This window comes from Pseudoalteromonas sp. HL-AS2, from assembly GCF_031198805.1.
Taxonomy (GTDB): Bacteria; Pseudomonadota; Gammaproteobacteria; order Enterobacterales; family Alteromonadaceae; genus Pseudoalteromonas; species Pseudoalteromonas nigrifaciens.
In genome coordinates this window covers 1,934,244-1,960,664 of sequence record NZ_CP133571.1, presented here as the reverse complement: position 1 = coordinate 1,960,664, position 26,421 = coordinate 1,934,244, and the positions used below count along the sequence as shown (strand labels likewise).

At 41.7% G+C, this 26,421-nt stretch carries 17 protein-coding genes and 9 tRNA genes; 21 read left to right on the top strand and 5 right to left on the bottom strand.

The features are described from left to right. The first annotated feature begins 4 nt into the window (after positions 1 to 4). From tolA to RB215_RS09100, 14 genes are all read left to right on the top strand, one after another. A complete protein-coding gene (tolA, locus tag RB215_RS09165; RefSeq protein WP_011328544.1) occupies positions 5 to 910 on the top strand; it encodes a cell envelope integrity protein TolA in 906 nt (301 codons plus the stop codon). Between the two features lie 9 nt (positions 911 to 919). Continuing rightward, on the top strand, positions 920 to 2,278 hold the full coding sequence (gene tolB / locus RB215_RS09160) for a Tol-Pal system beta propeller repeat protein TolB (protein WP_011328543.1): 1,359 nt from the start codon (positions 920 to 922) through the stop codon (positions 2,276 to 2,278). 35 nt (positions 2,279 to 2,313) lie between these two features. Beyond that, on the top strand, positions 2,314 to 2,856 hold the full coding sequence (gene pal, locus RB215_RS09155; protein ID WP_011328542.1) for a peptidoglycan-associated lipoprotein Pal: 543 nt from the start codon (positions 2,314 to 2,316) through the stop codon (positions 2,854 to 2,856). Positions 2,857 to 2,869: 13 nt separating this feature from the next. Then, positions 2,870 to 3,616: a tol-pal system protein YbgF gene (gene ybgF, locus RB215_RS09150; RefSeq protein WP_011328541.1), complete on the top strand. Its 747-nt coding sequence runs from the start codon at positions 2,870 to 2,872 to the stop codon at positions 3,614 to 3,616. Between the two features lie 179 nt (positions 3,617 to 3,795). After that, positions 3,796 to 3,871 (top strand) — tRNA-Lys (locus RB215_RS09145). A 78-nt stretch (positions 3,872 to 3,949) separates the two neighbouring features. After that, a tRNA-Lys gene (locus RB215_RS09140) sits at positions 3,950 to 4,025 on the top strand. A 69-nt stretch (positions 4,026 to 4,094) separates the two neighbouring features. Next, a tRNA-Lys gene (locus tag RB215_RS09135) sits at positions 4,095 to 4,170 on the top strand. An 85-nt stretch (positions 4,171 to 4,255) separates the two neighbouring features. After that, a tRNA-Lys gene (locus RB215_RS09130) sits at positions 4,256 to 4,331 on the top strand. Positions 4,332 to 4,400: 69 nt separating this feature from the next. Then, positions 4,401 to 4,476: transfer RNA gene (locus RB215_RS09125), tRNA-Lys, on the top strand. A gap of 85 nt (positions 4,477 to 4,561) precedes the next feature. Continuing rightward, a tRNA-Lys gene (locus RB215_RS09120) sits at positions 4,562 to 4,637 on the top strand. Between the two features lie 69 nt (positions 4,638 to 4,706). After that, positions 4,707 to 4,782, top strand: a tRNA-Lys gene (locus RB215_RS09115). Positions 4,783 to 4,866: 84 nt separating this feature from the next. Next, positions 4,867 to 4,942: transfer RNA gene (locus tag RB215_RS09110), tRNA-Lys, on the top strand. A gap of 145 nt (positions 4,943 to 5,087) precedes the next feature. Then, a complete protein-coding gene (nadA, locus tag RB215_RS09105; RefSeq protein WP_182683347.1) occupies positions 5,088 to 6,128 on the top strand; it encodes a quinolinate synthase NadA in 1,041 nt (346 codons plus the stop codon). Between the two features lie 203 nt (positions 6,129 to 6,331). After that, positions 6,332 to 6,421, top strand: a tRNA-Ser gene (locus RB215_RS09100). Positions 6,422 to 6,550: 129 nt separating this feature from the next. Here the strand turns inward: RB215_RS09100 and RB215_RS09095 are convergent. Next, positions 6,551 to 7,525, bottom strand: coding sequence for a c-type cytochrome (locus RB215_RS09095; RefSeq protein ID WP_309216252.1), 975 nt, complete (start codon positions 7,523 to 7,525; stop codon positions 6,551 to 6,553). A 362-nt stretch (positions 7,526 to 7,887) separates the two neighbouring features. Continuing rightward, on the bottom strand, positions 7,888 to 8,277 hold the full coding sequence (locus tag RB215_RS09090; RefSeq protein WP_011328538.1) for a DUF2750 domain-containing protein: 390 nt from the start codon (positions 8,275 to 8,277) through the stop codon (positions 7,888 to 7,890). 257 nt (positions 8,278 to 8,534) lie between these two features. Between RB215_RS09090 and RB215_RS09085 the strand changes: the two genes are divergently transcribed. The 7 genes from RB215_RS09085 (at position 8,535) to recD (ending at position 23,537) form a co-directional block, all read left to right on the top strand. Then, a complete protein-coding gene (locus tag RB215_RS09085) occupies positions 8,535 to 9,578 on the top strand; it encodes an alkene reductase (protein WP_011328537.1) in 1,044 nt (347 codons plus the stop codon). A 214-nt stretch (positions 9,579 to 9,792) separates the two neighbouring features. Next, positions 9,793 to 12,162: a TonB-dependent receptor domain-containing protein gene (locus RB215_RS09080; RefSeq protein ID WP_309216251.1), complete on the top strand. Its 2,370-nt coding sequence runs from the start codon at positions 9,793 to 9,795 to the stop codon at positions 12,160 to 12,162. Positions 12,163 to 12,231: 69 nt separating this feature from the next. Continuing rightward, the gene (locus RB215_RS09075; protein WP_309216249.1) at positions 12,232 to 13,371 is read left to right on the top strand and encodes an alkaline phosphatase family protein; all 1,140 of its coding nucleotides are present in this window, start codon (positions 12,232 to 12,234) and stop codon (positions 13,369 to 13,371) included. After that, positions 13,368 to 14,411 (top strand): alkaline phosphatase D family protein, encoded by a 1,044-nt coding sequence (locus tag RB215_RS09070; protein WP_011328534.1) that lies wholly within the window; start codon positions 13,368 to 13,370, stop codon positions 14,409 to 14,411. Before RB215_RS09075 ends, RB215_RS09070 begins: the two co-directional genes overlap by 4 nt. Before the next feature lie 156 nt (positions 14,412 to 14,567). Continuing rightward, a complete protein-coding gene (gene recC, locus RB215_RS09065; protein ID WP_309216247.1) occupies positions 14,568 to 17,867 on the top strand; it encodes an exodeoxyribonuclease V subunit gamma in 3,300 nt (1,099 codons plus the stop codon). Next, positions 17,854 to 21,510 carry an exodeoxyribonuclease V subunit beta gene (gene recB / locus RB215_RS09060; protein WP_309216246.1) on the top strand — a complete coding sequence of 1,219 codons (3,657 nt, stop codon included), beginning with the start codon at positions 17,854 to 17,856 and terminating at the stop codon, positions 21,508 to 21,510. Before recC ends, recB begins: the two co-directional genes overlap by 14 nt. After that, positions 21,507 to 23,537 carry an exodeoxyribonuclease V subunit alpha gene (gene recD, locus RB215_RS09055; RefSeq protein WP_309216245.1) on the top strand — a complete coding sequence of 677 codons (2,031 nt, stop codon included), beginning with the start codon at positions 21,507 to 21,509 and terminating at the stop codon, positions 23,535 to 23,537. The genes recB and recD overlap by 4 nt, the downstream gene beginning before the upstream one ends. A gap of 69 nt (positions 23,538 to 23,606) precedes the next feature. Here the strand turns inward: recD and ttcA are convergent, their stop codons facing one another. The 3 genes from ttcA to RB215_RS09040 form a co-directional block, all read right to left on the bottom strand. Beyond that, positions 23,607 to 24,521 carry a tRNA 2-thiocytidine(32) synthetase TtcA gene (gene ttcA, locus RB215_RS09050; protein WP_089368461.1) on the bottom strand — a complete coding sequence of 305 codons (915 nt, stop codon included), beginning with the start codon at positions 24,519 to 24,521 and terminating at the stop codon, positions 23,607 to 23,609. Between the two features lie 87 nt (positions 24,522 to 24,608). Beyond that, positions 24,609 to 25,535 carry a universal stress protein UspE gene (gene uspE, locus RB215_RS09045; RefSeq protein WP_011328525.1) on the bottom strand — a complete coding sequence of 309 codons (927 nt, stop codon included), beginning with the start codon at positions 25,533 to 25,535 and terminating at the stop codon, positions 24,609 to 24,611. A gap of 148 nt (positions 25,536 to 25,683) precedes the next feature. Beyond that, positions 25,684 to 26,421: an FNR family transcription factor gene (locus RB215_RS09040; RefSeq protein WP_058373651.1), complete on the bottom strand. Its 738-nt coding sequence runs from the start codon at positions 26,419 to 26,421 to the stop codon at positions 25,684 to 25,686.

Genomic DNA, 26,421 nt, shown 5'->3' with positions numbered 1-26,421 from the left:
CCTTATGCAAACACCATTAATTAAATCAGTACTTTTACATGTGGCATTAGGTGGGTTTTTGTATGCCACCGCAAATATTCATCCGCCAGCGCCTAAGGTAATGGAAGTTACACTTAATTCGGCTATTCCCGATGTAGATAAAGCGGTGTCTGCGGTAACGGTTGATCAAAAACAGGTTGAGCAAAAAATTGCGCAACTTAGAAAAAAAGAAGACGATCAAAAGCGAGCTGAAGACAAACGTATTCGCGATTTAGAGCGCAGAGCTAGTAATGCGCGCAAAGAGCGAGAATCAGAAGCACGACAAATTAAAAAGTTAGAGCAACAGCGTAAAGCCAAAGAGAAAGAAACGGCAGAGGCGCAAGCACAAGCTAAAAAAGCACGTGCCATAGAGCAGCAAGAACGTGCTAAAGCTAAGCAAGCCGAAAAGCAAAAGCAAGAGTCTGAAAACGCTGCAAAGGCTGCCGCTGATAAACGCAAAGCTGAGGAAGATGCGCTTAAAAAAGCACAAGCTGAACGCAAAAAACGCGAAGCAGAAGCCGAACGTAAGCGTGAGCAAGCAATGCAAGAGCAAATGTTACAAGAGCAACTTGCTAAAGAGCAGGCTGCCCGCAGTAAAATACGCCAACAACAAGTAGTGAGTGAAGTAGATAAGTACCGTGCCTTAATAATGGCGCGTATACAGCAAAACTTACTTATTGACGAAAAAATGAAAAATCAGCAGTGCCGAGTTAACATTCGTTTAGGCTTTAATGGCTTAGTAACGCAAGTGACTTCATTAGGCGGCGATAGATTAGTGTGTGAAGCTGCATTAAGAGCGGTGCGTATGGCCGACACATTACCGGTATCAAAAGATAAAGACGTATTCGACCAACTTAAGAATATAAATTTAACAATCAAGCCAGAATTTTAAAGGAATGATATGTTCAACAAAGTAAAAGTAGCCTGTTTAATTTTATTATTGGGTTTTCAGGGCGTTGCAAATGCAGCCCTGGAAATTGTAATAACAGAGGGTATAGATGGCGCACGACCAATTGCTATTGTGCCATTTAAGTATCAAGGTATTGGCCCTATTCCACAAAAGATCAGCGAAGTTATTGCTGCAGATTTAATGCGCAGTGGTAAATTTAAGCCTGTAGATGTAGCACAAATGCCGCAACAGCCAAGTAAAGATAGCGATATTAACTATGCTTCTTGGGTAAACAAAGGAGTAGAGGCGATATTAGTTGGCGAAGTTGAGCAGCAATCTAATGGCCGCTACTTGGTGCGTTATGAACTGGTTGATGTTATTCGTGGGCAAATTACCGGTGGTCAAACGCAAATGATGACTAACGGTAAATTAATTAAAAACCAAGACCATATTTTAGAAGCACGTGAAAGTATTATTAGCGACACCGGCTTTCGTCGTTATTCACACCGTATAAGTGATGTGATTTACGAAAAGTTAACCGGTGAAAAAGGCGCATTTTTAACTAAAATAGCCTATGTTATAGTACGCGATAATGACGACAGACCTTATCAACTGGTAGTTTCTGATTACGATGGTTTTAATGAGCAAGTATTACTGCGCTCTAAAGAGCCGTTAATGTCGCCAGCATGGTCGCCCGATGGCACTAAGTTAGCCTATGTAACGTTTGAAAATCGTCAGAGCCAAATTTACATTCAAGACCTATACTCAGGTAAACGTGAATTGGTTACTAGTTACCCTGGTATTAACGGTGCACCGCAGTTTTCGCCCGATGGTAAAAAGTTACTATTAGTACTTTCAAAAGATAAAACCGGTGCAACCGAAGTTTATTTACTAGACTTAGTAACACGCAAAGAAACGCGTCTTACTCGTCATCGCAGTATAGATACAGAGCCATCGTGGCATCCTAATGGCCAAGATATTGTATTTACATCTGAAAGGGGTGGTAATGCCCAGATTTATAAGTTAAATTTAAAAACTGGCAGAACACAAAGATTAAGCTTTGACGGTGATATGAACCTAGCAGGTTCAATAACACCCGATGGCAAAGAATTAGTGATGGTTAACCGTACCAACGGGCAGTACCATCTTGCTAAAAAAGAGCTGGCTACAGGTGCGTTTCAAGTATTAACACGAACTCGCCTTGATGAATCACCGAGTATAGCGCCAAATGGCTCGATGATTATATATAGCACGCTTCATAATAATAAACAGGTACTTGCGCTGGTATCGATGGACGGTCGCTTTAAAGCACGGTTACCTGTGCTAGACGGACAAGTAAAGGCGCCAGCTTGGTCGCCATATTTACAGTAATAATTGCTGGTTTACTCAAAATAGGAATCTACTCAATGCAACTTAATAAAATACTTAAAGGCCTGCTAATTGCTGTGCCAGTAATGGCTTTAGCAGCTTGTAGCTCATCTTCAGATATAGATGAAGGCGCAGCTAACCAATCAAATCAAGGTATGGTTGAGCAATCAACAAATACTGACACAGTTGAAGTAGCGACAATTTCGCCAGAGCAACGTGCAGAAGAGCAACTTCGTCAAAAATACGAAGCACTTCGTCAAGAGCAAGTAATTTACTTTGATTTTGATAAAGCGACAGTTGAAGGCAAGTACGCTGATTTATTACGCGCACACGCTGAGTTTTTAGTTCAAAACTCATCTGTTAAAGTACTTATTGAAGGCCACGCAGATGAGCGCGGTACGCCAGAGTACAATATTGCGCTAGGTGAGCACCGTGGCCAAGCAGTTGAAAAATACCTACAAAGCTTAGGTGTTTCTGCAAGCCAAATGTCAGTGGTAAGCTACGGTGAAGAGAAACCTATGGTTAAATCTCGCACTGAATCAGCTTTCGCTAAAAACCGCCGTGCGGTACTAGTTTACTAAGATAAGAGATATTATGAAGCCGAAAATTATTTTGGCAGCCATGATATTGAGCGGGAGCACCCAGTTAATGGCTGCTCCCGCTCCTGTTTCAGAAGCTGCAAGTTCACAATCGAGTATTGAAAAGCGTTTAGCGTCGTTAGAGAATATGATGCAACAACGTAACTTTTTACAAGTTGAGTTACAGCAACAGCTTAATTTATTGCAAGATGAAGTAAGCCAAATTCGTGGTGTAACCGAAGAGCAAAGTTATAAGCTAGAAAAAGTGCTGCAGCGTCAGCGCGAGCTTTATCAAGAAATTGAAAACCGCGTAAGCCAAGCTTATAGTCAACCGGCTGCCACAGCGCCTGGAGTTGATCACACGCAAGCAAGCGATACTCAGACATACAGTGCCGATTTATCTGAAAACGAAGCATACGAGCGTGCTGTTGCGTTAATAATGAAAGATAAACGCTATGATCAGGCGATCCCAGAGTTTCAAACTTTTTTAACTACCTACCCAAATTCTGTGTATGCATCAAATGCACATTATTGGCTTGGGCAGCTGCTCACGATAAAAAATAACCCAGCTAAAGCAACGGAGCATTTTAAAGTGGTGGTTAATGAATTTCCAAATTCAAATAAGCGCCCAGATGCCATGTTAAAGTTAGGTACTTTGCTACAAGAGCAAAATTTAGCAGCCGAAGCGCAAAAAATACTGAACGATTTAATTAATCAGTATCCAAGTACCACTGCTGCAAAATTGGCCACAAAGCGCTTATAAAATTAATACAAGAGACTTGATTAGGCTGCTTTTTGTCATAAGCGGTCTAAAATTGTTCAGCTAAGCATAAAAACTTAAAAAAAGAGACAATTTCGGTTGCACTCATTTTATAAATAAGTATTATAAGCGCCCGCAGCAAACGAATGGTTACCCCACTCGAAATGCGACAAAAATAGAGCGGGTCATTAGCTCAGTTGGTAGAGCAGTTGACTTTTAATCAATTGGTCGATGGTTCAAATCCATCATGACCCACCATTATATTTATAGTAATAATGGTCTATTATCGGCGGATTTACGTAAGCTTAATTAATTATTAAATTAAGTACCCAGAGCGGGGCATTAGCTCAGTTGGTAGAGCAGTTGACTTTTAATCAATTGGTCGATGGTTCAAATCCATCATGCCCCACCATTCTTTATATTTAAGAATGGCTGGAATCGGCGGATTTACGTAAGCTTAATTAAATTAAGTGCATAGAGCGGGGCATTAGCTCAGTTGGTAGAGCAGTTGACTTTTAATCAATTGGTCGATGGTTCAAATCCATCATGCCCCACCATTCTATGAGCAGTGAAAGTAAAGTATTAGTCGGCGGATTTACGCAAGTAACTAAACAGCAAGGTTTGCTAGTTAGTTATCAGAGCGGGGCATTAGCTCAGTTGGTAGAGCAGTTGACTTTTAATCAATTGGTCGATGGTTCAAATCCATCATGCCCCACCATTCTTTATATTTAAGAATGGCTGGAATCGGCGGATTTACGTAAGCTTAATTAAATTAAGTGCATAGAGCGGGGCATTAGCTCAGTTGGTAGAGCAGTTGACTTTTAATCAATTGGTCGATGGTTCAAATCCATCATGCCCCACCATTCTATGAGCAGTGAAAGTAAAGTATTAGTCGGCGGATTTACGCAAGTAACTAAACAGCAAGGTTTGCTAGTTAGTTATCAGAGCGGGGCATTAGCTCAGTTGGTAGAGCAGTTGACTTTTAATCAATTGGTCGATGGTTCAAATCCATCATGCCCCACCATTCTTTATATTTAAGAATGGCTGGAATCGGCGGATTTACGTAAGCTTAATTAAATTAAGTGCATAGAGCGGGGCATTAGCTCAGTTGGTAGAGCAGTTGACTTTTAATCAATTGGTCGATGGTTCAAATCCATCATGCCCCACCATTCTATGAGCAGTGAAAGTAAAGTATTAGTCGGCGGATTTACGCAATCAACTAACTAGCAGCCTTGCTAATTAGTTATCAAAGGGGGGCATTAGCTCAGTTGGTAGAGCAGTTGACTTTTAATCAATTGGTCGATGGTTCAAATCCATCATGCCCCACCATTTTTAGACAATCCCTTCTTAATAGTGTCTTTTTAAAACTTCAACTTTTTATTTATAAACACCTTGAGCAGATAGCTGTTATTTAGCTTTATATTCTCGTATAATTCATCGTAATTAATGCAATATAGATGAAGTGGTCGAGAACATGAGTCTAGCTCAAACTATTATGCCTGAAGGCTATATTTTCCCTCCTAAGCCAGCACCGTTAACACAAAACGAACAAGGCGAATACAAAGCACGTATAAAGCAACTACTGCAAGAAAAAAATGCCGTATTAGTTGCCCATTACTATACCGATCCTGAAATACAAGCACTAGCCGAAGAAACCGGCGGCTGCGTTGCCGACTCGCTAGAAATGGCGCGTTTTGGTACACGTCACGATGCCGACATGATCATTGTAGCGGGTGTGCGTTTTATGGGTGAAACCGCAAAAATATTAACGCCTAACAAAACCGTGGTTATGCCAACGCTCGAAGCGACTTGTTCGTTAGACATAGGTTGCCCGGTAGATGAATTCTCAGCGTTTTGCGATCAGCACCCCGACCGCACAGTAGTAGTGTATGCAAATACTTCTACCGCAGTAAAAGCGCGTGCAGATTGGATTGTAACCTCATCGTGTGCACTGGAAATTGTTGAGCACTTAGATGAACTAGGTGAAAAAATAATTTGGGGCCCAGACAAGCACCTAGGTAGCTATATTCAAAAGAATACCGGCGCTGATATGATCATGTGGAATGGTGCATGTATCGTTCATGACGAGTTTAAAACTAAAGCTCTAAAAGACATGAAAGCGCTGCACCCAGATGCGGGCGTACTCGTACACCCAGAGTCGCCAGAGGAAATTGTTGCCCTTGCTGATGCAGTTGGTTCAACCAGCCAGTTAATAAAAGCAGCGCAAACAATGAGCAACAAAAAGTTTATTGTAGCAACTGACCGCGGTATTTTTTATAAAATGCAGCAACTATGCCCAGACAAAGAATTCTTCGCCGCTCCAACAGCCGGTGAAGGCGCTTCATGTAAAACATGTGCGCATTGCCCTTGGATGGCAATGAACGGCTTAAAAGCGATTGAAGAAGCTCTGATAGACCCCAAAGGTAAAGAAGTGTTTGTTGACATGGGCTTACGCGAAGGCGCACTTAAATCACTTAACCGCATGCTTGATTTTACCGCCACAATGGCAAAGTAAAGTTAACGAATATAAAAACGCACGTTAAGTTAACGCTTAAAAAACGGTTATGCCACCCGCATAGCCGTTTTTTGTGCACAGCATAAAAAATATGAATGATAAGTGAGCAGTTAAAAGCTCAAAACTAAAAATGCCTTGCACCTATGGCGGCTATTTCATACTATAGCGCGCTTGTTGCACTACCTAGTATGTAGCAACGCCGTGGAGGGATGGCTGAGTGGCTGAAGGCGCACGCCTGGAAAGTGTGTTTAGGTTAATCCCTAACGAGGGTTCGAATCCCTCTCCCTCCACCATTATTCAATATCAGGACGTCTCATGACGTCCTTTTTTGTGCCTGTAATAAAATTATATATGTTATTAAAAAGCCAGTGGGTTAATCCAACTGGCTTTTTGGTTTTATTATTTAACCGTGGTTAATACTATTAACGGCGTACGTCTTTTGGTGCGCCGCCTTCAGGCCAGTCGTTTGCTTTAGCGGCAAATGCTGGGCGTGCTAGGTGGCTAAAGTAAAATGCAATATCAACGGCTTCTTGGTCAGTTAAAATACCTTCTTGGCCAAGTGGCATGTTGCCTTTTATAAATGCAGCGGCGGTATAAGTACGTGCCATACCTGCACCGTCGTTAAATGAGTTATCGCCTGCTACTGCTGGGAACATATAAGTGCCACTAGGGTATAAACCTTTGGCGTCCATTTGATGGCAGCTTGCACAGTGCTGCGCATACAGTGTTTTGCCATTTTCTGCGTTTGGCTCTAGGTCTTTGTTAATTGCTATAAAACCATTATTACTTTTTAAGTCATCTTTCGTTTTAATATCTTGCGATAAAAAGTTCATGTAGCTGACCATAGCTTGCATTTGTGTAGAGTCGGTTATTAATGGTTGGCCGTTCATTGAGCGTTGAAAACAGCCATTAATACGATCTTCAATAGTGTTTATTTTAGCATTACGGCTACGAAACTTAGGATAAACCACGTTCATACCTACATAAGGGGCTGCGTTAGCTACGCGGCCTTCGTTTAGGTGGCAAGAACTACAGTTTAGTTTGTTATTAACGTTTTCGGGTAATTGGCGGTAGGTATCGATAACTAATAAACGCCCGTAACGAATTAAATCAGATTCAGGGCTATTATCTAAATCGTTAATATTTGGCGTTGGTAAGGTGTTTGGGTGGCTTGCTGATAGGTTAGTAATTACTGGCGCATTGCTTAGCGCTTTTTGTATATCTGATTGTGGTTCGGCCGTTGCTTTTGTAGTAATGCTAGTTGCATTTTGGCTGGTTGCTTTTTCAACAGCAGTGGTTTTAGCGGTTGTTTGTTTAGCTGGTTCAGGTACTGGCTCAGAGCAAGCAAATAGCGCTAAGATAGCGCTTAAAATAGTAATGAGACGGAGTTGAAACATAATTTGACCCTAGGGTATAAAAGTGTGTGGATTATACGCCTGAAAAACCATTTTCCTATTGCTTTAAATCGGTTTGCCGACGTTATTTGGCTAAAAGTTAGCGATTAAAAAAACCATAATTTATTGTATTTAAAAATATAGTTAATAATTATTTAAAATGTATATTTTATTTTAATATTTAGGGCGTGTTGGTCATTAATAGTTACAATATTATGCTATTTAGCGGGCGATTTAATTGGACGGAAATTTATAGCTTAGTAATATAAAGCGAGGATTTAATAAGGGCCGCAAGTGCAAAGGGGCTGTATAAAACAGTAAAACCATTATTGTGAGCATGGCTTTACTGTTTTGAGGGAAAGTGCTTAATATTTTTTCTTTGGCATTTTTAATTGTGTATCAAACTCATCCGGAAACAGTATAGTGCCGTCGTCGTCTTCGGTTGGAAAAACGGCAATAAGTAAGTCGTCGTCTTCTAAGCCGGGTGTCCAGCGGTTTATCCAATCTTGTGTGGGAATAGCTTTAGGCGTACAACCTTCCCATTCGCCAGTGGCCCATGCTTGTGCAAACTCGCGAGTTGGCCATACGGGTACGCAGTCGTCATCTTCGTTGGTGAGCATAACGCAGCCATCGTCATCGTTTAAAATCCATACTTGTTTAAATTGCTGTGTGGTTTCAAACATAAAAGCGAGTCGTTTTTTGGCACCAAGGCCTAAAATTACGTCGTGTTGTTCTGTGTTATTTGCTGTTGTCATAATTTGCTTACTCTAAGTTTATGGCTTGGTATTAAGTGTAAGTATATCGAGTTATATGACAGTGTGGTGAAAAGTTATTATTTAATTTACCCTATATAGATCTAATTTACGGCTCTGTAAGTATAAGTTTTATTATTAATTTGAGCGTTCATTCAAAAATACCCTTGAATGTTTACCAAATGGCCGCATTTACACACCATACTTGCTATTTAGGTTGAGCATTTAGTGCTTAGCCATTCCCACACAAAGGATCCACAATGTCGATTGATTTACTTGCCCCGTATAAATTAAACAGCACAATTGAGCTTAAAAACCGCGTATTAATGGCGCCGTTAACGCGCAGTATGGCTGATGATAACCTAGTGCCAACTCAAGCTATGGTTGACTACTACGCGCGCCGTGCAGATACAGGGTTAATTATTAGCGAAGCGACAATTATTCGCCCAGACGCGCAAGGCTATCCTAATACGCCGGGTTTATTTACTAGTGAGCAAATTCAGGGCTGGAAAAAAGTAACCGACGCAGTACATACCAATGGCGGCAAAATATTTGCCCAGCTTTGGCATGTTGGCCGTGTTGCTCACCCACACTTTTTTGATGGCGATGTACTTGCGCCATCAGCAATTGGTGTAGAAGGGACTGTTCCGCGCATGCGTGAGCTTACTTACATTACGCCAAAAGCGGCAACCACAGATGATATTAAAAGCTTAGTAGCCGATTACGCAAAAGCAGCCGAAAACGCAATAGAAGCAGGCTTCGATGGCATAGAAATTCACGGTGCTAACGGTTATTTAATTGATCAGTTTTTACATTATGCAGCAAATGAGCGCAATGATGAATACGGCCAAACGCCTGAGAACATGGCGCGTTTTGCGCTTGAAGTAACCGACGCAGTTATTGCTGTCGTTGGAAACGAACGTACCGCTATTCGTGTAACGCCGGGTGCTTATTTTAATATGACCGAGGATAGCCGCGACAAAGCCGTATTTGATTATTTGTTAGCTGAATTAGACACAAAAGATCTTGCTTACTTACACGGTGGAATTTTTGACGACAGCATGCGTTTTGACTCGCTTGAAGGCAAAAATACCTCTGAATTTTTACGCGCAGGCTACAAAGGTACGTTAGTAGGTGTGGGTAGCTATAGTTTTGAGACAGCAAAAGAGGCGATTAACGACGCTAAGTTTGACTTAATTGCCATTGGTCGCCCACTTATTGCAAACCCAGACTACATAAGCAAAATTAGTAATAATCAACCGCTGGTAGAATACAATGCCGATATGCTTAGCGAGCTGGTGTAACTATTAGTTTTATAATTATTTAAAACGATTTTTAAGACAACCCATAAGCTTACTTTTGGGTTGTCTTTTTTTGTACATATTCCTGCCATAAATTTCCCATATTTGTTTAATTTTTATGTAAATAAAGTTCATCCCCGTTGTCATATTTAAAACTCATACTGCTCCCGTTTTCATAATAATTAATTTTTAATAATTAAAACTAAACGGGACAACAATGTACGCTTTAAAAAACAAATCGCTTTTGAGTATGGCTATAGCCATGGCTGTATCAACATCTGTTTATGCAAACGACAAAACTATAGAAGAAATAACCGTAGTCGCTAAGCCTACCAGCTACGCTAACAACGTTATTGAGCCTGCAATGCTTGAGCAACAAAGTTCGGTAGCAAGTATATTGTCGGTGATTGATAATTTACCGGGTATTAGCATAAACGAAGGTGATGCATTTGGTGGTGACGACTGGTCTACCACAATTACAATGCGTGGTTTTAGTATTGACGGTAACCAACAGCAATTAGGGATGACAGTAGATGGCATACCCAATGGTGGCTCTAATTACGGTGGCGGCGCTAAAGCTAACCGTTACCTAGACAGCGAAAACCTGGCTACAGTTGAAGTAGGCCAAGGTACGTCTGATATTAAATCGGCATCGCTGGAAGCGCTAGGCGGTACATTTAATTTTGTAAGTAAAGATCCCAGTCTCGAAAAAGGCACTACGTTTGCCTATACATCGGGCAGCCACGACGCCTCGCGTTATTATATTAAGCACGAAACAGGCACTGTTTTTGATAATACCCAAGCATACGTAAGCTACTCGCAAACCGACACCAGCCGTTGGATTGGCTCGGGAAGTAATGGCGGTAAAGACAACCAACATGCTGAGCTTAAGTTTGTATCTAATTTTAACGATTTAACCCTAACCGGACGTTTATCTTACGACGATGTAAGCGAAACTAACTACAACAGCGTGAGTATTGAACAATTTGAGCAAACACCTAATTGGGATCAATTAACGTGGAACTGGACAGGGGTTCCGCATTTTGATCAAATGTTTGCTGAAGGTTGGGGGACGCTACGTGAAAATACCTTAGGTTATTTAAAGTTTGAATATGCAATTTCGCCCACATCACTATTAACGATCAGCCCTTATTATCATAAAAACTCGGGGCGTGGTGACTGGATCCCACCATATTTAACAACCCCAGTTGATGAAAACGGCGAGCCAACAACACAAGGCGGTACTAATGCTGGCTCTTATGGTTTTGCTGATAGCGAGGGTAACCCACTTGCACCTAACTCAGGCTGTACAGCAAGTTTAAGTTGGCCGTGGGAGTCGGGGCCTGATTTAAATCCGGCATGTTACGACGATACAGCAACGCCCGTTATGTCTTATCGCCATACCCATTACAAAAAAGATCGTTTAGGCGTAACCGCTAACTATCAAGCGACGTTTGGTGATCACGATATTGAGGCTGGTTTTTGGTATGAGCAAAGTGAGCGAGAAGAGTCGCGTGATTGGCACAAAGTAATTGATGCGCGTATTTTTCATCATTTTGAAAACACCCCTTACTGGACTCAGTACAAAAATACCTTTGATACAGATACGTTCAAATGGTACATCCAAGACTCTATTAACTTAGGTGATTTAACCTTAAATATTGGCGCTAAACAGTATTTAGTTGAGTTACAAAAGTACGACCACTTTGCTAACGAAAGCTCAGATAAAGTAGACAGCGACTCTGATGTTTTATTTAGTGGTGGTGCGCTGTACCAGTTAAATAACGATACCGAACTATTTGCAAGTTACAGCGAAAACTTTGCTGCAATTAAAGACGGGGTACTGGAGCGCGACAGTTCAACACTGACTGAAATAGAACCAGAAACAGCAAAAAACATTGATTTTGGTGTACGCTACCAAGCCGATAAATTAACGCTAAGCGCAACGGCCTACAGCGTTAAGTTTGATAACCGCATTACCTTTATTGCACCAGGCAGTGATTCAGGCGGAATTGACTACACTATTGGCACTAATGGTTCATACATAAATGTAGGGGGCATCGATTCTAAGGGGTTAGAGCTCTCTGCAAGCTATATGCTCACACCAAGCTGGAGTGTTTATTCGTCGTATACCAATAGCAGCTCTGAATATTCGTCTGATGATCCAAATGCATATGACTCACAAGGCGTATTACTACAAGATAAAGATGGCAATACTGCAGCGCCAAGCTTTAAAAAAGGCGATAGCTTAATAGATACATCGGAAGATTTATTGGTTGTATCTACCGATTACTTTAGTGACGGCTTTCGTGTTGGTTTGTCGGCTAAATACACAGGTGAGCGTTTAGGTGCATGGCAAGACGAAGGCACGCGAGCACGCAATAAAGTAGACGGCTACACGGTACTCGACTTTAATGCCGGTTACTCAACCGATGTAGACGCAGGGCCATTTAAAGCCATTGATCTCTCGTTTGTTGTTTATAACATAACCGATAAAAGCTACTTAGCAGGTGGCACAGGTAATGGGACTACTTACTTTATTGGTGCGCCTCGTACTGCTGCGGTTACGTTTACTGCAGATTTTTAAGTCGTAATATAAATTATTTTAAGCCCATTATTAATGGGCTTTTTATTATAAAAATAGGCCGGTAACAATATGAAAACGATTTTAAAAGTAAGTGTATTTAGTTTAATTGCCCTAGGAAGCGACTTTGCAGCGGCAGTACAAACAGCTGATCAAAATGTAGTGTTGGTAACGCTTGACGGTGTGCGCTGGCAAGAGGTGTTTAGTGGCGCTGATAAAAACCTTATTAATAATTCCGATTTTGTTAAAAAGCCAGAGCAGCTAAATACAGAGTTTTGGCATAACAGCTCTGCAAAACGCCAGCAACTGCTGATGCCGTTTATTACCCAAATTGTAGCTAAGCAAGGGGTAATAATTGGTAATAGAGAGCAAGGCTCTAATATGTCGGTAAGTAACCCGTGGTATTTTTCGTATCCCGGTTATAACGAAATACTTAGCGGTGAGGTAGATGAAGGTATTAATAGTAATGATAAAATCCCTAACCCAAATCACACTATATTAGAGCGTTTGGAGCGCCAACCCGCGTTTAAAAATAACACCGCCTTATTTGGTAGCTGGGATGTATTTCCTTCAATACTTAATACAGAGCGCAGTAAGGTATATGTTAACGCCGGATTTATGCCAATTGAGGAGGATTTATTTGAAAATGCGCCACTTTTAAATGCCATGCAAAATGAAATTCCGAGCCCTTGGAGTAATGTACGATTAGACAGTTTTACTTATCGGTTTGCTAAGGCGTATATGTTAGCTAAAAAACCAAAATTATTAGTAATAAGTTTAGGAGAGACCGACGACTTTGCTCACGATGGTGATTACCACGCGTATTTAAAATCGGCAAAACAAAGTGATGCTTTTATAGCTGATTTATGGAATACCATTCAAACAACACCGGGTTATAAAAATAACACTACCCTCATTATTACCACAGATCATGGCCGTGGTAGTAACGCAAGCGACTGGCAGCATCACAGTTCAAAACGCGCCTTAGCAGCACTGCATTTAGGCGAAAATAAGTTTCCCGAGGGCATTATAGGCTCCGAACATATTTGGCTTGCCGCGATTGGCCCTGCAATAAAAGGCCAAGGCTTAGTTAAAACAACTACTGAGCTAAAACAAACGCAAATTGCCGCAACAGTGTTAAAGGCGCTTGGGCAAAATCCAAAGCAGATAAATTTGAATATGGCACCGGCGATTAATGAGATTGTAAAATGAAAATAATAACCGCGGTAGTATTAACCAACTTACTTGTAAGCTTTAGTGCTTTGAGTGCTCCCTCTAAAATATTATTTGGCTCGTGCGGGCATCAAGATAAAAACATTCCTATATTCGATGCTATAAACAAAGAGCAGAGCGATTTATTTATATTTTTAGGTGACAATATTTATGGCGACACCAATAATATGAGCGTACTTGCTAATAAATACCAGCGCTTAGGGGCAAAGCCCGGTTTTAAAACACTAAAAGCGCAAACGCCTATTATAGCTATGTGGGATGACCACGATTATGGCCAAAACGATGCAGGTAAAGAGTATCCGCATAAAGAAGAGTCGCGGCAAATTATGCTCGATTTTTGGCAAGAACCTGCAAACTCACCACGACGCACTCGCCCCGATGGTATTTATACCTCGTATACGTATGGTGAAGGTGAGCAAACTGTGCAGGTGATTATGCCAGATTTGCGCTGGAACCGAGATGCGTTAAACGCAGTAAGTAAGTTGGAGTACGACACTAAGCGCAAACTAAATAATCAAGGCCCGTATAGCCCAAGTCATGTTAAAGGCGCGTCAATGCTTGGTGAGGCGCAGTGGCAATGGCTTGAACAAGAGCTTAAAAAGCCCGCGGCTATAAAGCTAATTGCCTCAAGCTTACAGCTACTTCCCGATTTTACAGGGTGGGAGTCGTGGGCTAATTTCCCCGACGATCGAAAGCGTTTATTTACACTGATCAAAAAGCATAAAGTAAACGGCGTAGTTATTATTAGCGGCGATACCCACTGGGGCGAAATTTCACAGTATAAGCACAACCTTGACTACCCACTAATAGAAATGACCAGTTCTGGCCTAACCGAAAAATGGAAAAATGTAAGCCCTAACACACACCGAATAGGGGACTTTACCCACCAGGTTAATTACGGCGATTTAAGCATAGACTGGCAACAAGCCGACCCGTCAATTTCATTACAGCTCAAAGATATTGATGGTAAAGCAATAATGCAAAGTCAGTTTAAACTCTCAAGCATTAGCCCTTATTAATTATCGCCCTTATAAAACGCACAGTAAATAGCATCACTACTGTGCGTATAAAATTTAACTAACCCGCTGATTTATTAAAGCCAATTTGCGCTAATCGCTACCCCTGTAATTGAAAATATCTTACACTCGTTTTATCTCAAGCAAGGACAGGTAAGTATGCTCAATATTATTCAATCAAACCGTATGGAAGCACTGCAAGCGCAGTTTCATCAGTTATTAAAAACCAACCCATTAGCAAGCCCATTCGACAAAGAAGTGGTACTGGTGCAGTCACCGGGTATGTCGCAGTGGCTAAAAATTGGTTTGAGCGAAAACTTAGGTGTAGCGGCGCAGGTGGATTTTCCGCTGCCTTCGAGCTTTATTTGGCAGTTGTATCAGCAACTTTTACCAAATGTACCTAAAGAGTCGGCGTTTAATAAACCCAACCTTGCATGGAAACTGTTTGCTATTTTACCAAGCTGTATTGATGAGCCACTGTATTTACCGCTAAAAACCTATTTAGAGGGCGATATTGACGGCCAAAAAACCTTTGCCTTGTGTGAAAAAATAGCCGACGTGTACGACCAATATTTAATGTACCGCCCGCATTGGATTGCCACATGGGATAGCGGTACAGATGAACTTGATGATGTTGATGTAACCATAGCCCCGTGGCAACCTGATTTATGGCGACGCATTGTACAGTTAAGCCTAGAGCTTGGGCAAAGTCAGTTTCATCGCGCGAATATGCAAGGACAACTGCTGGCAGCGCTTGAGACAATGGACAACAGCTTATTACCACAACGCATTAGTTTATTTGGTATATCGGCCATTGCCAGCTCGCAGCTTGAAGTATTTACAGCGCTGAGTGAAAAAACCGAGGTGTTTTTATTCTTTTTTAATCCCAGTGAGCATTATTGGGGCGATATTATTGATGAAAAAACCGCCGCTAAAATAAGTGCAAAATACGCCAAAATGCCGCTGGTGGAAGCGCAGCAAAAAAAGCAAACTAATCCCGATGAAGAATACTACTTTATAGGCAACCCTCTGTTATCCTCGTGGGGTAAATTAGGTCGCGACTACTTTGAGCAGCTAGTACAGCTAGATGCCCGTTGGGTTGATGGCTTTATTGATGTGTTTGATGACACCTTACTTGGGCAAATACAAAGTGAAATTTATCAGTTGGCGTTTAAAGGTGAGTCACTGACCGATAACAAAGAGTGGTTTATAAACGACGAAGGTAAATTGCCTATAAGTGCAACCGACACCAGCATTACGCTAAGCGATTGCCATACACCGCTTCGAGAAGTTGAGCGTCTGCACGACTACTTACTTAATTTATTTAATCAAAACCCTGCGCTTACTCCCAAAGACATAATAGTAATGATGCCCGATGTAGGCACTTACAGCCCGTACATTGAAGCCGTTTTTGGTGGTGCACAAGGTAGCCGCTTTATTCCTTACGCATTGGCCGATTTAGCCATAGAGCAAGAAAAACCCGTACTTAGCTCGTTTGCGAGTTTAGCTAATTTACCGTTTTCGCGCTTTGGCGTGTCGGATATTCTCGATTTATTACAAGTGACGCAAATAGCCGAAAAATTTGGCCTTGAGGCACACGAGTACGAGCAAATTCAATATTGGCTGGAACGTGTTGGCGTAAAATGGGGCATAAATGCCGAGCATAAAAGCAGCTTTGATTTACCCGCTATCGATTTAAACACCTGGCAACACGGGCTTAACCGTTTATTACTAGGTATTGCCATGCGCGACGAGCAATGCCCGTTTAACGGCATTTATAGCGCCGATGAAGTAGAAGGCATGGCGCTTGATACGCTTAATAAGCTAGTGCACTTTATTGATGTGCTACAAAGCTTTAAAGAGCAATTAACGCCCGACGATACGCTTACCAACAAAGCGCATGTTTTAAGCGAGTTGCTTAGTGCAATTTACGAGAGCGAAAGCGACGACAGCTGGGATTTATTGGTGCTGCAAAACGTGCTCGAAGAGTTACAAAAGCATCATAATAATGGTGATTACAGCAAAGCGGTGTCGCAGCGTATTGTTAGTTACTTAATTAAACAAGGCATTCAAGAAAAAGGCGTAGGGCAGCGCTTTTTAGTGGGGCAAGTTAACTTTTGTACCCTAATGCCAATGCGCGCCGTGCCATTTAAAGTGGTGTGTATGCTGGGTTTGAATGATGCCGACTACCCGCGTAACGTACAGCCGATTGGTTTTGACTTAGTGCCTTATTCTAAAAAACAAAAAGGTGACCGATCACGTAAATTAGATGATCGTTACTTATTTTTAGAAGCGCTACTCAGTGCCCGCGATAACTTATACATGAGTTACATTGGTCGCTCGTGTTTTGACAACCAACCGCGCATGCCATCAACCCTTGTGAGCGAGTTGCTAGAATATATTGGGCGTAGCTTTGCATTAAGCGACGACAGCGAAAAAACACTGCCAGAGTGTTTAATTAGCCAGCAGCATTTACAGCCCTTTAATAGCCATTATTATTTAGCCAATGAGCAAGCAAACACTGTGCTGAGCAACCACAGCTATAATCCAATTTGGCTGCCAAGTGAGTCAATAACCCCACAAGTCGTGAGCGCGCTTAATGCAACACCGCCTGAGCAGTTAGAGCTCGATGTGTTTATTCGCAGTGTTTGCAACGCCCAAGAAAGCTTTTATCAACAAAGTTTAGGATTGCGATTACCGCAATTTAACGAAGTAGTAAAAGACGAAGAGCCCTTTAGCCTAGACGCATTGCGCCGCTATTTTTACCTTGATGAAATACTCGAAGCCAACATTAACGAGCTGCCACTTAGTACAGAACAAATATTGCAACGCGGCGAACTACCACAAGCCAACGTAGGTAGCTTAATATTTGAGAGCATGCAGCACCGAGTAGACGCATTGGCAGGGCAAGTGAAAGAGCAAATTAAAGGGGGCAAAAGCGACCCTATAGAGGTAGCCCTCGAACTAGAAAACACTAAAATAGAAGGCTGGTTAAACCATATTTATTTGCAAAAACAAGTGTTTTATCGCAGCGCTAGTATAAAAGCGAAAGATTTAATTAAAGGCTTTATTTATCACCTAGTAGCGCAAAGTATGGAGCAACAAGTAGAAACGCTAATACTTGGGCTTGATAAACAAGTTACCTTTGCGCCAATAAGTAAAACCGATGCCGATGCATTGTTACTTGATTGGTTTGAGTTATACAAAGCACTGCGCAACGAACCCGTGGCGTTTTTTCCGGTAAGTGGTTACGAGTACGTAAAAAGCGGCGGCGATATAGCAAAAGCCATGAGTAAATTTAGCCCGCAATACATAGGGCGAGGCGAGGGTGAAAACCCCTATATTCGCTTAACGGTACAATCGCTCAACGATTGCCAAGACGAGTTTATACAGTGGAGCGATAAATTACTCGCCCCGTTATTTGCACACGCTAAGGAGAGTGACCATGCAAGCGCTTAATCCACTTACTATGCCACTAACAGGGCAAAGCTTAATTGAAGCCAGTGCCGGTACGGGTAAAACGTATACAATTACTGGCCTATATTTACGTTACTTATTGGGAATGCAAATAGCCGATGATGCAAACTCGCTATTAAATAAGCCGCTAAGCGTTGAGCAAATACTGGTGGTAACTTTTACCGATGCTGCCACGCAAGAAATTAAAGACCGCGTGCGTAATCGCATTATCACCGCGCGCGATGCACTTCTTGGGCAAGATCCAAAAGATGAGCTTATAGCAGGAGTTATAGCTGCCGTTGATGATAAACACCGCGCCTTTGATTTACTCGATGCAGCGGCTAAATCGATGGACGAAGCGGCTATTTTTACCATTCATGGCTTTTGTCAGCGCATGCTAAAACAACACGCGTTTGAGTCGGGTGTGGCGTTTAACTTAGAGTTTATTTTGGATGAGCGCGACATATTGCTCGAAACCATTAAAGATTTTTGGCGCGCCTTTGTATATCCACTCAATAAAGAAAAAACCGATGCTATTTTAGGTGTATTTTCCGCGCCAGAAGCTTTGTTTGGCAAAGTGACGAGTATTTTAAATAAAGCCAATGCGCAAATTACCCCGCAAGTAAACTTAGATGACGTATGGCAAGCGCGTGACGAGTATATAAGCCGAATACCTGCATTTAAAAAAGCGGTGTTAGAACAAGAGTTTATAGCTGCTATTAAAGGCTCTGGCTTAAGTGGTTCTAAAACGCCAGGGCGCAAAGGCAGCCTTGCAGCACTTGAAGCTTTTTGTTTAGGCGGCGATTTGTTTTTTGAATTTGGTACTAGTAAATACTCGTTTGAGATATGGAGTAGCGAAAACTTAAGCGATATAAGCAATTATAAAAAAAATCAGCCACTGTTTACACATTCATTACTGAGTCAATTTGACGAGCTTGCTGCACTTAATAACACCATAAACCAAGGGTTAGCAATTGCTGTTGTGCAGCATGCGGCAAAGTGGGTAAAAGCAGCCGTAATAAAGCGCAAGCAAGAGCAAAGCGTGATCACCCCAGATGATTTACTTAGCAATTTACACAGCGCATTAAATAACGAGCAAGGCAATGTACTGGAGCAAAAAATTGCTCAGTTGTTTCCGGTGGCTATGATAGATGAGTTTCAAGATACCGATCCGATTCAGTATGGTATTTTTAGTAAAATTTACCAGCAAGAGCACACTACACTGGCGATGATTGGCGATCCTAAACAAGCTATTTATGGTTTTAGGGGCGCAGACATTTTTACCTATATTGGTGCCAAGGAAGCGGTGCAAAAACAGCAGCAATTTACGCTAGGCACTAACTTTCGATCTAGCAGCGATGTAGTAAGCAGCGTAAACAGCTTATTTGGTAAGCACGCTAACAGTTTTATTTATAACGATGCCATACCGTTTAATGCAGTAGCAGCTAAAGGTAAAAAAGCTGACGAGTCGTTTTTGATTGACGGACAAGCAGCCACTGCGTTTGAATTTTGTGTATTTAGCGACACCGCCGCAGATGAAAAAAACAAGCCGACAGGCAAAGCCATTGGGCAGCAGCACTTAGCCACCTTTTTTGCCAATAAAATAGTCACTTTACTAACGCAGGCCGAGCAAGGGCGAGCCTGTATTGGTGAACAGCCAGTAAGCGCTGCAGATATTTGTATATTAGTGCGTGACCGTGTTGAGGCGCAAATAATGAAAAAGGCCTTAAGCAACGCTAAAATTGCCAGCGTGTATTTATCGCGCGAGAGTGTGTTTAGCCAAGAGCTTAGCCATCACTTACTTAATTTTTTAACTGCGTTGCATGGCCAGTATGATGAGTCGCTATTACGTGGGGTGTTAGCAGGGCCGTTATTTTGTTTAAGCTATAACGAAATATATGCACTGGCAGATGACGAGGCACAATGGCAAGAGCACTTAAACTTTTTTGCGCAACTTAACCATATTTGGAACAAGCAAGGCGCTATGGCAATGCTTGAGCGCTTAATGAGCCACAATCAACTTAGTGCTAAATGGCAAGGCTTAGGCTACAACGTTGAGCGCTGGCTTACCGACTTTAGGCACCTTGGCGAAATACTACAGCAAAAACAAATTGAGCTTGAGGGCACACTGCGTTTACTGCGCTGGTTTGCACAAAAGGTAAGCCAGCAAGATGGCGAAACAGTGCAAGTACGCCTAGAGAGTGACGCTAATTTAGTTAAAATAGTGACTATGCACGCCTCAAAAGGGCTTGAGTATCCGCTGGTATTTATGCCCTTTGCTAGTGGCTATCGTGAAACAAAAGAAGCGCTGTATCATAATAATGGCACACTAATTTACGATTTAAGTAAAGGGGATGACGCACTGCAAAAAGCAGAGCAAGAGCGCCTTGCCGAAGATTTACGCTTACTGTATGTAGCACTCACTCGCGCGGTACACTTTTGTGCTATTGGCATGTATAACATTGGCCAGGGGCAAAGTAGCCGTTTGGCAATACAAAGCAGCGCCCTGGGGCATGTGTTATTTGCAGGGCTTGAAATTACGAGCAGTCAAATTTGGCGTAACCATTTAGCCGATTTTTGCAGCGAGCATACAGGTATGGATTATCAGCAATTCACCTCAGAGGATTTATTAGCTCAAGGTACTTTAAGCTTTAATAATAACGTTGATGCTCAGCAAACATTGAGTATAAATAATGTAACAGCCAATATTGAGCGTAATTGGCGAGCAACTAGCTTTAGTGCGCTGAGCTTTAAAAAGCATATCGACCACCTAGCGCCTGGGCGCAGTGATGAGGATCATGAAAAAGATGAATTTGCCGTACAAGAAGACGAAGCACCTTCTGCGTATAGCTTTCCTAAAGGGGCAAAACCGGGGAGTTGTTTACACGAAATTTTTGAGCAAATAGATTTTACTAGCCCAATAGAGCACCCAGTTAATAAAGAGCACAATTTAGCAGACGTTATTAAACGCAGCCTAGAGAAGTACCATATTAGTGAACACTGGCAAGATGTTACTCAGCAGTGGATATTAGACGTTCTTGCTTGCCCGCTTAATGGCGATAGCAATGTTAATGCTGATGCCTCAGGTAATAGTACCTCAGGTAATAATATCTCAGGTAACAGCTCTTTAGTTAATAGTAATGGCCTGAGCTTAAGCCAACTAGCGCCAAGCGATTGCCTAGTAGAAATGGAGTTTAACTTACCGCTTAAAAGTTTAAGTGCGCCGCAGCTTAATGAAATTCTTATAAAACATTTTGGTTTTGAGCACAGTAAGCTCGAATTTAGCCACGTAAAAGGGCTGTTAAAAGGTTTTATCGATTTAATATTTTGCCACCAAGGTAAATATTATATTTTAGATTATAAATCTAATTACTTAGGTAGTAACGCTGCTGATTACGAGCACGATATGCTTGAGCAAGCCATGAGTAGCCACCAGTACCATTTACAGTATTTAATTTACACCGTAGCGCTGCATCGTTTGCTAAAACAGCGTATAGCTGATTACTCAGTTGAAACTCATTTAGGCGGCGTGTATTACACCTTTTTACGTGGCATGCCAGCTGGGCAAGGTGTGTACTTTAAAAAGCTTACCACTGAGCAAGTGACTATTTTAGATGGCTTGTTTAGCCAAGGAGCCATGTTATGAGTGAACTAAATAATCAACCGGGCCTTTTTGATCAAGAGTTTGATCAAGAGTTTGATCAAGGGTTAGAGCAGGAGCTTGAGCTAAATGAGCAAAACCCTACTTTAAGCACAGCAGTACCTTTACTTACTTATTTACTTAGCGAAAACCGCATTCGCATTGTGGATGTAAAGTTAGCTGAAATGCTCAGTAAAAGTAACAGCGATAGCGAAAAGGCGCACAATGAAATGTTTTACCTGGTGCTATTACTGTGTTTATCGCAGCAAAGCCAGCATAGTTGTTTAACCTTAAACGAGGTTGATTGGAGTAACCCTTTTAATTTACGCCGCAGCGACTTTAGTAAAGCACAAGGGAGCGTGCCAGATAAGCTAAGCCCGTTTAGTGAAGGGTTTAATTATGAGCAGGTGCTTAGCTATTTACAAAACCATACAAGCGTTGGAGACAACAAACCACTGCAACTGTTTAATCAACGCCTTTATTTTGCGCGCCTTGCCGGATACGAGCAAACATTAGCGAGCCGTTTACTAACAATGAGCGAGCGTAAACTTAATATAAATAATGAGTTATTAGCTGCGCTACTTAATGAATATTTTACACCCGATGCAAACATTACCACCGATTGGCAAAAAGTAGCCTGTGCTATTGCAGCCACCAAAGGTTTTAGCGTTATTACTGGCGGCCCAGGTACTGGTAAAACGACCACAGTGACTAAGTTGCTCGCCATTTTACAGTCGCTTTACAAAACCGCACCGCTGAGTATTAAGCTGGTGGCACCCACAGGTAAAGCCGCAGCGCGCTTAAGCGAATCAATTTTAGGCGCTAAAGATAAGCTCACTAATATACCCGCTGATATTAAAACGTTAATCCCCGAAAGTGCGCAAACTATTCACCGGTTATTAGGGGTAAAACCCTTTACCAATAAGTTTAGGCACAACAAAGCGAATCCACTGCATTTAGATGTGTTGATTATAGATGAAGCCTCAATGGTCGACTTATCGCTGATGGCAAAACTAATTGAGGCATTACCTGCACATGCACGGTTAATACTCTTAGGTGATAAAGATCAGCTGGCCTCGGTAGACACCGGCAGCGTAATGAGCGACTTATGCCAAGGGTTAGCACTGGGGCAAACACCTGGTTATTCACCTGCACGATGCGATGAGCTAAATAATTTATGCTTTAACGGCGAGGCTAAGTTAATAGCGCAAAGTAATAGCGCGTTTAAACTTGCCGATTGCATTGCATTTTTACAACACAGCTACCGCTTTGATGCACAAAGTGGTATTGGTCAACTTGCGTTAGCGGTAAATACCAATAACACAGGTGTTTTAAATTACGTTGAGCAAGAAAGTGTTGAGGGGCGTTTTAAGGATGTGATTTTAGATTACGACTTTATAGCTAAACCTATCGAAAAATTGGTTAAAAGCGCTGCAAGTAAATACACACATTACCTTAGTTTAATTGCTCAAGGTGCAAGCGTTGCAGAGGTGCATAAAGCCTTTGCAAGTTATCAGTTACTGGCCGCGGTGCGTGAAGGTGATTACGGAGTTAATAGTTTAAATCAGCGTATTGAGCGCGTTTTGCAACAACAAGGACTTATTACCCTAAGCCCGAATCAGCGCCATTATACCGGTATGCCAATAATGGTAAGCCAAAACGATTATCAGCTTAAGTTGTTTAATGGCGACATTGGTATTTTAATGCCCGATGAAAGCGGCCAGCTTAAAGCACTATTTATAGACGAGCAGGGGAATCAACGGGCGTTTTCGGCAGCACGCTTACCTGCGCACGACAAAGTATATGTAATGACTATACATAAATCACAAGGATCAGAGTTTAGCTACACCGCCATGGTATTGCCGCCGCTAAAACAAGCCCGCATGGGGATAAATAGGCAGTTAGTGTATACCGGCATAACGCGTGCTAAAAATACCTTTGAGCTGGTGGCAGATAAAAAAGTATTGTTACTGGCAATGAATAAAAGTGTGTCTAGGGCATCTGGTTTATATGAGCGTTTAAAGCTTGAATGATTAAGCTTTTAGGTGGGGGTAATAAAAAGGGGTTGCCATGGCAAACCCTTTTTATATATAACCTTTAAGTTAGCTCAGATTAATAGTAACCACTTCTGTGCTGGCATCTTCATCTTGTAAGCTATTAATTGGCACTTTTGGAATATCTGGTTTGTCTAGGGCAATATCGCCACCATCAATTACTTCGCCAGTTTGCAAATTAGTAAAATCAAATAACTGGTTATCTGCTAAATGCGACGGTACAACGTTCTGTATAGCGGTAAAAATACTTTCTATACGACCTGGGTGCTCAGCGTCCCACTTAGCTAACATATCTTTTGTGTGTTTACGCTGTAGGTTTTCTTGCGAGCCACATAAGTTACACGGAATAATAGGGTAGCCCTGTACAAACGCATATTGGCTAATATCGCTTTCTTTACAGTATGCAAGTGGGCGAATAACCATATGTTCACCGTTATCGCTCATTAGCTTAGCTGGCATACTTTTAAGTTTGCCGCCGTAAAACATATTTAAAAATAGGGTTTCTATCATGTCATCGCGATGATGGCCAAGCGCAATTTTAGTTGCACCTAACTCTTTAGCAGTACGGTATAAAATACCCCGGCGCAGGCGCGAACAAAGTGAACAAGTCGTTTTACCTTCAGGAATAATATCGGTCACTATGCTGTAGGTGTCTTCTTCTACAATTTTGTATTCAACATTTAGTTTATCTAGATACTGGGGTAAAACGTGCTCAGGAAAGCCAGGTTGCTTTTGATCTAAGTTAACAACAAATAGCTCAAACTTAATCGGTGCTACACGTTTTAAGTGTTGCAGCATGTCGAGCATAGTGTAGCTATCTTTGCCACCAGATAAGCACACCATAATGCGGTCGCCTTCTTCAATCATGTTAAAGTCCATGACGGCTTGACCTGTTTGGCGGCGTAAACGCTTTTGAAGCTTGGTTAAGTTAAATTGAGCTTTAGCTTGATCTGAATGAGACAATTACGCCCCCTTATTAAACAATACGGCAAAGTTATTTGCTAAAAATAAAGGGGCGCATTATATACTTAAAATGCCCGGTAACAAAATTTAATCTTTTGCGAGTGGGCTTATATAACCATCGGGTTTGAGTGCCAATACATCGCAATCTAGGCTATCAATTACATGCTCTGCAGTATTGCCTACTAAGGCCGCGCTTAAACCAGTACGCCCTACAGTGCCAATAACCACCAACTCGCTGTTTAAACGTTTTGCTACATCGGGAATAACGTCCTCAGGCAAACCCTCTTCAATAAAGCACTGCTCAGGGGGTAAATTAAACTCATCAGCCAGTGCATTAGTAGATTGATGATGATGTTTTTTAACCGACTCGTTATAAATGCCAGGGTTAAATTCAGGTATTTCTATGGCAATATTAATTGGTGTAGCAGGATAGGCGTTCACCAAGTTTAGTTGGGCGTTGGCCAGTTCTGCTAAAAATTGTGCGTCTTTAATAATACGTTTATTAAGCGCTAAGTGTTGCTCGTTTTCGCTCACTGCATTAACAGCCGCTAAAATGTTGCCATTTGCAGGCCATGCCATTTGTTTTACAAATAAAACCGGAGATGGACATTTTCGTACTAAATGCCAGTCGGTTGGGGTGAAAATAACGGCTTTAAGTGTACTGTGTTGATGAGTGCCTTTAATAACAAGGTCAAATTTTTGCTCAATAACGGTATTAATAATGGCTTCGTAAGGGCGATTGTGCCAAACAACTTGTGTATCAATATTAACATTTTGATAAGGCGATACTAAATCTTTTAACCAAAGCTCGCGGTCGTTTAACACGGCTTTGCGCATAGCTTCGCGCTCTTCGCCAGAGAGCATTGTAGTCATTTCATAAGAAAAGTCGTAAACCGTCATAAAGGCGGTAATACTCGCACCAGATTTTTTAGCTAAATCAATCGAACGAGCTAAACCGTGCTGGTCGTCTTTGGTGGGGTCAATAACCGCAAGAATGCGTTTAATCGTGTTCATGTGCAAGCTCCATTCACTTTACGGGTGTACCTTGAGTGTAACGTAAATAGAGCACAGTGAAAGGGATAGCAAAAATATTATTGTTCTAGATCAAACCATTTAATCGAATGGATTAAATGGTTTGAATATTACAACGTAAGTAGGCTAATTAGCGGGGCTTTACTATTGCAGCTGCTTTGGCCAGTGCATCGTTATCTAAAATAGTAATAAATTTGCCTTCAACTTTTATTAAATCGGCTTTTTGAAAGCGACTCAATAAACGGCTAATTGTTTCAACGGTTAAACCCAAGTAATTGCCAATTTCGCCGCGGGTCATGGTAAAGCGAAATTCTTTACGAGAAAAACCACGCTCACCAAAGCGTTCAGATAAGTTAAAAATAAAGCTGGCTAAGCGTTGCTCGGCAGATTTTTTGTTAAGCAGTAACAGCATTTCTTGGTCATAGGTAATTTCGCTACTCATTAAGCGCATTATTTGTTGGCGTAACTTAGGGAGTCTGCCTGCTAACTCGTCAAGGGTATCAAACGGAATTTCGCATACCATAGATGTTTCTAACGCTTGTGAAAAACTTTGGTGCATCATTTTACTTATTGCATCAAAACCAACTAAGTCACCGGCTAAATGAAACCCTGTAATTTGCTCATCGCCTTGCTCAGATAAAGTATAAGATTTAAACGAACCCGAACGCACAGCATAAATAGCGTTTAATGGCGCGCCCGACTCAAACAAAAAGTCGCCTTTGTGTAATGGTTTTTTGCGCTCGATTATTTCGTCAAGCTTATCCATTTCTTGACCATTAAGAGAAAAGGGTAGGCATAACTGGCTGATACTGCAGTTATTACAGCTAATAGCACAATTACTTTTAGCACGACCTTGAGAAAAATCCAT

Excerpts from the sequence above, each read along its gene's own strand:
- tolA (WP_011328544.1), top strand. The coding sequence starts at position 5 with ATGCAAACACCATTAATTAAATCAGTACTTTTACATGTGGCATTAGGT.
- tolB (WP_011328543.1), top strand. The coding sequence starts at position 920 with ATGTTCAACAAAGTAAAAGTAGCCTGTTTAATTTTATTATTGGGTTTT.
- pal (WP_011328542.1), top strand. The coding sequence starts at position 2,314 with ATGCAACTTAATAAAATACTTAAAGGCCTGCTAATTGCTGTGCCAGTA.
- ybgF (WP_011328541.1), top strand. The coding sequence starts at position 2,870 with ATGAAGCCGAAAATTATTTTGGCAGCCATGATATTGAGCGGGAGCACC.
- nadA (WP_182683347.1), top strand. The coding sequence starts at position 5,088 with ATGAGTCTAGCTCAAACTATTATGCCTGAAGGCTATATTTTCCCTCCT.
- RB215_RS09095 (WP_309216252.1), bottom strand. The coding sequence starts at position 7,525 with ATGTTTCAACTCCGTCTCATTACTATTTTAAGCGCTATCTTAGCGCTA.
- RB215_RS09090 (WP_011328538.1), bottom strand. The coding sequence starts at position 8,277 with ATGACAACAGCAAATAACACAGAACAACACGACGTAATTTTAGGCCTT.
- RB215_RS09085 (WP_011328537.1), top strand. The coding sequence starts at position 8,535 with ATGTCGATTGATTTACTTGCCCCGTATAAATTAAACAGCACAATTGAG.
- RB215_RS09080 (WP_309216251.1), top strand. The coding sequence starts at position 9,793 with ATGTACGCTTTAAAAAACAAATCGCTTTTGAGTATGGCTATAGCCATG.
- RB215_RS09075 (WP_309216249.1), top strand. The coding sequence starts at position 12,232 with ATGAAAACGATTTTAAAAGTAAGTGTATTTAGTTTAATTGCCCTAGGA.
- RB215_RS09070 (WP_011328534.1), top strand. The coding sequence starts at position 13,368 with ATGAAAATAATAACCGCGGTAGTATTAACCAACTTACTTGTAAGCTTT.
- recC (WP_309216247.1), top strand. The coding sequence starts at position 14,568 with ATGCTCAATATTATTCAATCAAACCGTATGGAAGCACTGCAAGCGCAG.
- recB (WP_309216246.1), top strand. The coding sequence starts at position 17,854 with ATGCAAGCGCTTAATCCACTTACTATGCCACTAACAGGGCAAAGCTTA.
- recD (WP_309216245.1), top strand. The coding sequence starts at position 21,507 with ATGAGTGAACTAAATAATCAACCGGGCCTTTTTGATCAAGAGTTTGAT.
- uspE (WP_011328525.1), bottom strand. The coding sequence starts at position 25,535 with ATGAACACGATTAAACGCATTCTTGCGGTTATTGACCCCACCAAAGAC.
- RB215_RS09040 (WP_058373651.1), bottom strand. The coding sequence starts at position 26,421 with ATGGATTTTTCTCAAGGTCGTGCTAAAAGTAATTGTGCTATTAGCTGT.